The 7,800-nt window shown below is 34.7% G+C and carries 9 protein-coding genes; 6 read left to right on the top strand and 3 right to left on the bottom strand.

From position 1 onward, the window contains the following. The 3 genes from F6K15_RS36920 to F6K15_RS36930 all read left to right on the top strand — a co-directional run. Positions 1-770: Rpn family recombination-promoting nuclease/putative transposase (locus F6K15_RS36920; RefSeq protein WP_293070965.1), on the top strand; the 770-nt coding region annotated here is incomplete at its 5' end. 373 nt (positions 771-1,143) lie between these two features. Next, the gene (locus tag F6K15_RS36925) at positions 1,144-1,791 is read left to right on the top strand and encodes a PEP-CTERM sorting domain-containing protein (protein ID WP_293070967.1); all 648 of its coding nucleotides are present in this window, start codon (positions 1,144-1,146) and stop codon (positions 1,789-1,791) included. A 185-nt stretch (positions 1,792-1,976) separates the two neighbouring features. Then, positions 1,977-2,129 carry a hypothetical protein gene (locus tag F6K15_RS36930; protein ID WP_293070969.1) on the top strand — a complete coding sequence of 51 codons (153 nt, stop codon included), beginning with the start codon at positions 1,977-1,979 and terminating at the stop codon, positions 2,127-2,129. 49 nt (positions 2,130-2,178) lie between these two features. Here the strand turns inward: F6K15_RS36930 and F6K15_RS36935 are convergent, their stop codons facing one another. The 3 genes from F6K15_RS36935 to F6K15_RS36945 form a co-directional block, all read right to left on the bottom strand. Continuing rightward, the gene (locus tag F6K15_RS36935; RefSeq protein WP_293070971.1) at positions 2,179-4,002 is read right to left on the bottom strand and encodes an AAA family ATPase; all 1,824 of its coding nucleotides are present in this window, start codon (positions 4,000-4,002) and stop codon (positions 2,179-2,181) included. 87 nt (positions 4,003-4,089) lie between these two features. Beyond that, on the bottom strand, positions 4,090-4,320 hold the full coding sequence (locus F6K15_RS36940) for an excalibur calcium-binding domain-containing protein (protein WP_293070972.1): 231 nt from the start codon (positions 4,318-4,320) through the stop codon (positions 4,090-4,092). 85 nt (positions 4,321-4,405) lie between these two features. Next, the gene (locus F6K15_RS36945) at positions 4,406-5,419 is read right to left on the bottom strand and encodes a PEP-CTERM sorting domain-containing protein (RefSeq protein WP_293070974.1); all 1,014 of its coding nucleotides are present in this window, start codon (positions 5,417-5,419) and stop codon (positions 4,406-4,408) included. Between the two features lie 287 nt (positions 5,420-5,706). Between F6K15_RS36945 and F6K15_RS36950 the strand changes: the two genes are divergently transcribed. From F6K15_RS36950 to F6K15_RS36960, 3 genes are all read left to right on the top strand, one after another. Then, a complete protein-coding gene (locus F6K15_RS36950) occupies positions 5,707-6,087 on the top strand; it encodes a hypothetical protein (protein ID WP_293070976.1) in 381 nt (126 codons plus the stop codon). 213 nt (positions 6,088-6,300) lie between these two features. Then, the gene (locus tag F6K15_RS36955) at positions 6,301-6,759 is read left to right on the top strand and encodes a hypothetical protein (RefSeq protein WP_293070978.1); all 459 of its coding nucleotides are present in this window, start codon (positions 6,301-6,303) and stop codon (positions 6,757-6,759) included. Between the two features lie 15 nt (positions 6,760-6,774). Beyond that, positions 6,775-7,296: a hypothetical protein gene (locus F6K15_RS36960; protein ID WP_293070980.1), complete on the top strand. Its 522-nt coding sequence runs from the start codon at positions 6,775-6,777 to the stop codon at positions 7,294-7,296. The last annotated feature ends 504 nt before the right edge of the window (positions 7,297-7,800 follow it).

Genomic DNA, 7,800 nt, shown 5'->3' on the forward strand with positions numbered 1-7,800 from the left:
CAGGCATTACTCAAACTCTTAAAGATACTTATCTAGATGTTAGAGCTGTATTAGATAATGGCTCTACAGTCATAATTGAGATGCAGGTATTGAACGTTGAAGCATTTGAAAAAAGAGTAATTTATAACTTAGCTAAAGCTTATGGTAACCAGCTAGATACTGGGGAAGGATATCGAACTTTAAAACCCTTTATTGCTTTGACTATTACAGATTTTGTGCTATTTAAAGAAGCAAAAAAAATGATTAACAAATTTAGATTCAAGGAGGAGAAAGATTCATTTAACTATCGAGACGAGTTAAAACTAATATTTTTAGAGTTACCCAAATTTAACAAAGAATTATCAGAGTTAGAAACCGAGAGTGATAAATGGATTTATTTCCTTAAATCTGCGACTAACTTAGAAGTAATTCCTGATTCTCTTGGAGAAGTAGCAGAAATCGAAGCTGCGTTAAATATTGCTAACCGAGCCAATCTAAGTAATGAGGAATTAGAGGAATTACATAAACAAGAAGTATTTATTGGGGATAGGAAAGGTGAGATTAGTTTAGCGAAACAGGAAGCTAAAGAAGAAGGAAAAATTGAGGAAGCAGTCAAACAAATATTGCGTCTAATTCGGCGAATGTTAGGAGAAATTTCTCCAGAAGTGGAGAGTCAAATCCAACAATTATCTTTGGCAAAATTAGATATTTTAGGGGAGGAAATTTTTGATATGAAAACTATTGCAGATGTAGAAAATTGGTTGGAGAGTCAAAGAGAAATAGAGGAGTAAACAATTAATAATTAACAATTAATAATTATACTAAATCCGGTTATAATAAACCCGGTATAAATAATTGAATATCTTCAATAAAAGAGGCCATGGCAATAAAAGCTAAATTAGTATCTCATTTTACTAGATGAAGAATAGTAAAAATACTGATTTGCAACGCCACTTTTAGAATATTTTTTGCTCTGCTTTGATAATCTAATAATAGAGTTGTCGCTAAATAGAGGGAAAAAATCGCTCCAAGCTAGACAGAGCAATAATTCAAGGTTTTTTAGCTGCTAATAGCTACAATCCTTATAGAACAAGATTTTTGGGGGTTTTTGAGGTTATAAAGCGACAAGTCTAATTTATATTAGGTTTTTCATAGGAGAAAATTGTGAAGAAATTCAGTAAATTAGCTATAGGTACAATTTTGTGTCTTACTTGGTCAGCACCAGTTAAAGCTGCACTTATCTCGCTTGACGATTTTGTATTTGGAGCTGGCTCAATTACTCGCGACACCGATACTAACCTTGAGTGGCTTGATGTTCACCTTTCTCAAGATCGTACTTTTATTGATGTAGCAGGAGAATTCGGTGTAGGAGGCGAATTTGAAGGCTTCCGGCACGCAAACGTTGCCGAATTTGAGACTCTAGTCCTGAATGCAGGCATTCCAGGTATAAATACGGTTGTAACAGGAAATCTAACTCCCTTTACAGACTTGATTAATTTATTAGGGGCTACAAGCTTTCAGGATAATAATCCCGAAACCCTTGGTTTTCTGAGCGACCCTACAAATAACCAGTTGCGTATAAATGGTGACTTGGACTTCTTATTTTTTAGCGGCGTGCCAGCCTATGAAGCAAATACTTTGATAGCTAGAAATGAATCAATTTCATTTTCTACAGTTGGCCATTACTTAGTTCGTTCTGCTTCCGTTCATTCTGTTCCTGAACCCAGTACTATTTTTGGGCTTCTGGCTGTTGGAGGTTTAGGCTTAAGTCTAAAGGCCAATAAGCGTAGAACAAATCAAAGAAACAGCTAGAAAAAATTTCCTAAAAACTATCAAGAAAACACCATATTGACATCCTCTACCCATATCGGCCACAAATAGTTATTTGAAACAGGAAAGTTGAGATTATTACAGCGGTTTTCATTTGGGTAGACCACAGTAGGGACGTTCCATGGAACATCCCTACAAGGTTTGATGTGTGAAGATGTAGTTCATCAATGAGCAAAAGCGCTGTAATCATTTATGGTCTTACTAAACCGGATTTGGTAGTACCTCTTATTATAAGGGTATCGGTAGCGATCGCCATCCTCGAACGCTATCAACAAAAACAATTAACTGCTGCTGCAAGTCTAGCTGTAGATGACCTCTAAACTCTGGATAGTTAAGAAAGAGCAATACTAACTGAAATCTATACACATTTCAAGATTCAATCAAATAAACTCTCTCTGAAGCTCTCGATACAGCAGTGTAGAGAAGTTTGGGACGGTCATCAGGGTCACTTTTTTTTCTCTGAGAAGGTGGCCTTAAAATATCACTCAACTCAACAAAAACGTGATTATATGTAGACCCTTGACTTTTATGCACAGTGCTAGAAAATATATCTTTTAAATCGTCACCCCAACGATAGAGAAATGCTAAAGCACCTTTATAATTTTTAGCAAAAGTTTGTTTGTATTTAGCCTGAATTAATCTTATTAATTCCTGCTTTCTAAGATTAGCTTTATCATCAAGAATTATAGAATTAAACTCAATACCTCCATCGGATAAACACTTAAATATAGTCGCTTTTCCCACACCATACAAGCCTTTTAGTTCCTGACAATTGTTAGGCATAGCTGCTAATAATTTATCATTAATTTCTACTACTTCGGGGTCAGACAAAACCTTGATCTCTTCTGAATTATTGCAGTAGATTTGCCATTTACCATTCCCTGATTTTCGTTGCACTGGTTTGTTAGCAATTAACCTTAATCCCTCAAAATAGTCATCTTTTCTGTCGTATATTTTTGGCTTGAGATATTTATTGTTGCTATCAACCTGCTTGTTGCGGAAAGCTAAAATTCGAGCAAAAGTAGAGTCCTGTTGAAAAAAATCACTTTTCATTAATTCGATAGCTTTTTGTAAAGCCTCTACTCTTTTTAATCTGACTATTGTATCTCCATCGGGTTTAATTGGATGAATGAAATTTTGCTGAACTCCTTCCCTCAATTTATTACATTCATTTAATATGTGACCAGAGTATCTCATTGCCTTCTTAAGTTCACAACTAGGGGGATTAATAAATGCCATTGCGCCATGCTCGCCGACAGGAGGCAATTGATCTTTGTCTCCCAGAAATAATATTTTTTCACCCCGATTTATTATTTCTTGATAATCATCTTTTCCCACCATGGAAGCTTCATCTACAATTACTAATTCAGCAGCAGTAATTAAATCTATATCATCTTGCATTTGGAACTCTTCAAAACCACTTTCTATTATTATTGGTTGTTTTCCCAATGCCTGAGCAACTGTGTAAACTTCGGGAGAATTAATGCCGGAGTTTGAGAGCGATCGCTTCAGAACATTCTTGGCTTTATGGGTAGGAGCCAGGAAGATTGTTTCGATCTCATTAGATTCGTCGGTTTCTCCCATCCAGTCTAAAATCCAGGATTCCCAGTCACTGTGCCCGTCATAATCCCAACTCCTCATTTGAAGCCAGTAGTCAAAAGCAATTGCTTCGCCATCAAACACATCGATTTGATTAGTCTTCCATTCATTCCAGCTTTTTTGTACCCATTGAGGCCATTGCAAATTTACATTCGGCAACTGCTGAAGCCAATAGCCTATCGTAAATGTTTTTCCAGTCCCACCAGCACCCGAAAGTATTGCGGTTTTGTCATTTGAGGCAAACCATTGATTGAGAAATTTTATAGCAGCTTCCTGATCGGAATTAAGCTTAATGATTGGAGACGTATCCTCTGGAATGTTCACTCTGTCTGCTTTTCCTGGAGTATCGCCGTTAAACTTTGCTAAAACTTCCTCCGCTGCTCTTAAAAAGTGTGGCTCTGTATGTTTCCTCAACAGGTCTAACACATAGTCAGCTCCTTCAGCCTTGATTAAAATCTCCAGCTCAATAGCTACATCTTCCCTTACCCTAATTGCTTTAGTAGGAGCTTTCTTTTTACGTCCCGAACCTGGTCTATAGCCACCATAGTTAGGATTTTTCTCTTTACTTTTTAACATACCTTGAGACTTGTACAAATTTCAGTTATGTTTAATATAGCAAGGTTAACTGGTTTTTGTACAGTTTTCAATAGTAATTGATTATTCAATTTTGAAACTCGATAGTCACTCACACCCCACACCATCTTTATCTCTATCTAACCGCTGAGGGTCTGATTCGCGACCTTCCACCTCCACAACTATGATAGATTCTCCATATTCTTTCTTGATGTCAGCACAACCTAAAGCAGGAGGAGGCGGGAAAATGCAGATTTCTTTACCTGAAACAGTTGTAGGATACTGTGGGAGGCATTCTGGAGAAGGGGATTGTGCTAGGAGTAGGAAAAAATCAATCATTTAAAATGAAGTATAAAAAAAGTTACATCTCTCAGAATAGGGGAAGAAGTAACCGTTTTAGTAAATATTTTTGTACTGAATTAGTTTAGGATGCTTTTTCTAACTCTTTATCTGTGGATTTTGAAGACTTCAGTTTTCGCTTAAGGGTTGATGCTGCTCCTAAAGTTCCGAGGGTGAGTAGACCAAACACTGATGTGGGTTCTGGAGCTGTTTGAGAAACTTTCTCAACTCTTATATTTGCATCTACATCATAGCTATTAGCTCCTACTGTATTTGGTTGTAAGCCAAATTCTAATTTAATAGCAGGTACTAATTCTTCTAGGCCAATATCGTCTTCTCCAATTTCTTTACCGATATCTTCTATTTCTTCTCTAATCCCAAATATATCTGATACTCTTCCAGCATCAAGACCAGTAAACCGTCCATCCAGTTCAAACCTAAAACTTGATTCTCCATTGTTAACTCTCCATCTTGCTTCTCCATCTATTTCCAAATCACCATTTTCAAGTAATCTATCAGCTCTCAATGTTAATTCACCGCTAGTATTCTCAGAGAACAAATCGCCAACTGTGAATCCAACCCGATTACTTAGATCAAAATTGTAAGTGCCTGAAACTGATGCTACAAGTTTTTCATCTTCAACCCTATAGCTTACAGAAGGAGTCAGTGAGAAAGGTTTTCCATTAATTGTTCCAGTTCCGATAAGAGATAAAGTAACACTAGTGTCATAGAATCCTAAACCATCATCTAATAGAGAATTAAACAAAGATGTTGCTAATACTGCATTTGCTGTAACGGTTTCATACAGTGCTGTTTGAACATACAATTCTTGATTCACACTATTTGGTATTAGTGGATTGGTATTCCAAGCTCCAAAGTCTTCTATTCGATAGTTTGCTCCAATATTAAGTCCACCTTCATCAATATCATATTCAACAGTTAAGCCTATATCTAAACCATTGCCATGAATGAAATCTGGAAAACTTTTAAAAAGAGTGGCGAAATCTATAGAAATAGTCACATCACTAGCATTAGCCTTTGCCGTCTGGACAGCGAAAATTAAGATAGCTGTTGCAAATGTTAAAATTTTTCTCTGCATAATTGTCTTTTATTTGGGCTAAAACTAGAGAAGCTGCATTTTAGTGCCAACTAATTCTATAATTCTTTTGTGCCAAGACTTTTAAGCTCTTACCTAAAAAAGTATGCTACACCTTTCATTAACTATTTTTAATAAGTAGTGAAGCCTGAAATCGCGTAAATTCGTTATCTAGTTTGTGATTCTAGAGAACTTGGCACTAAATATCAGCTTTCCTAGTTTTAGGCTCAGTAGAGAACTTGAGCAAATATGAGTTAACAAACAGTTTTTTAGACAGGAGTAATAATATTGTGGGCAAATTTTCTGAAAAATTAGCATCTGCAACGCCTGCGCGTCAACGTGCTATGTTGGGTAATATTCATACTTTGGTGGAGTCAAATCAATTAGAGAAGTATTACAAACTCCTGACTAATTTTGATTTCTTGGTAGCAAAGGTGCAACATCCTGAGTTTGGGGTGCAGGCGTTAATTGAAGATTACGATCTGGTTGAGGGTGACAATGAGAAAGTTAAAACTTTGAAATTAATTCAAGAAGCTTTGCGACTGTCGGCACATATTTTGGAAAAGGATGGCAAGCAACTAATGGAACAACTATTAGTGCGAATGCAGCATTTGGTGCAGCCAGAAATTCAGGAGTTTCTATTAAAAGCAAAAAGCAGCAAACAAAAGTAAGATTTAATTTTTAAATGAGAGGTAGGAACTTTTAAAAATTAAATCTTACTTGACTATTCTTACCTAGTTGGAGTTGCTGAAATCGTGGTGACCTTTGACTGTTGTTTTATGACTAAACTAATTAAATAAAAATATATTTTTTATTAAGAAATGATATAATATTAATTGTTAAATATATCTAAAAAACTAAAAATTTAGCTGATTTAAAAAGGTATGAATAGACCAGTTTTTAAGTTGCTGATGCTTGTTCTGTTAATTCTGAATTTAGTTATGGTATTTGGGAGAGAATTTTATCATAAAGATAAACTTTTGATTAACGAAGAAATACAAGATACTGTAGAAGATGGGGTGAAAATTTTATTTATACAGTATTTAAACGAGACAAATGTAGAAATAGTAAAGGAATATGAATGTGGCGATGGTTATATTTGTTATGATGCAAAAGTAAATTATCAATGCAGTATGGAATGTGGAATTTTTCAGAAAGAATTTCAAGTAATAACAGGGATTAGGGATTGTAATGATGGTGATTATGATGAAGTTCAAAATGTAACTTGTATTGAATATAAGACTTATTGTCAATCAATTATAAGTAATTCTATTGATTTATCATTTCTTTCATGTCAAAATAATTATAGAGTTATTTTGCGGGACAAAATTACTATTAATTGATTTGAATAAATTTTAATGGTTATAATAATTAATAAAAATGAGGTTGATTTGCATGGATATTTTTATTTAAATCAACTCAATGATAGAACTTATTATGTTAGCGCCAGCTTTCATACCAATTTTGTTGAGACAGTTTGTTCCTGTTGCGACAGGCAGACTGCTATTAAGATTGTGAATCAACTGAATGCGGTTCTAAGAGGATTAAAATTTTCCAGACATAGTTTTCAATCTTTCGACAAGCAAAAATTGTCTCCATTGACGCAATATAAGTACATTGATGAGGTTGAAATAGATTTGTATGGATATTTCTCTGCGTCTAGATGTGGTATTGATGCTGGTTTTGAAGTTTATGAAGCAAGATTTTCCTTTTGTGAGGGTTATCATGAATACGTTATAACACTTGGTACTTTTTACGATCAAGAACTTGCTGTTAAGACTATTGATGAACTCAATAAGGTCTTAAGAGGACTGAAGTTTTCTAAAAATAGCTTTCAGTTTTTTGACAAAAAATATTTGGAAGTAGTAATAGTGACGTGAGGAAAAGAATTATAGAATTAGTTGGCATTAAAATGTAGCTTTTCTATTTTTACGCCTTATACTTGACCATTACTATGCAGGACTACCAATTATTATACGCGCAGCGATATTTTTCGTCCTCTCTCCACATAACGTCCAACAAGATACAGGTACAATTTTCCTTCTACTTCCCACCCTTCCCACACTTCCTTGACGCACTACCAGCTGAAAATTGCCTTGTTTGCGAGCCGAAGCGTTTTTGTTTGCGAGCCGTTACAAATATATTTACTAAACTAAACAATTTAATAAAAAAAAGTGAACAGATAATTAAAATTATTGTGTTAATATTCATATGTCAAAAATATATCAAAATAACTAAGTAAGTATAAAACTAGAGCAACTGTAATTAAATACCAAGTTCTGTGTTATCACAAACTAGATAATGAATTTACAGTATTTCAACTGTTACTATTCATTAAACTTGTCGCTTTATAACTTAAAAAATCCACAAAAACTTTGTTCTGG

Origin of the sequence: Okeania sp. SIO2B3 (assembly GCF_010672525.1) — a bacterium.
Classification (GTDB): Bacteria; Cyanobacteriota; Cyanobacteriia; order Cyanobacteriales; family Microcoleaceae; genus Okeania.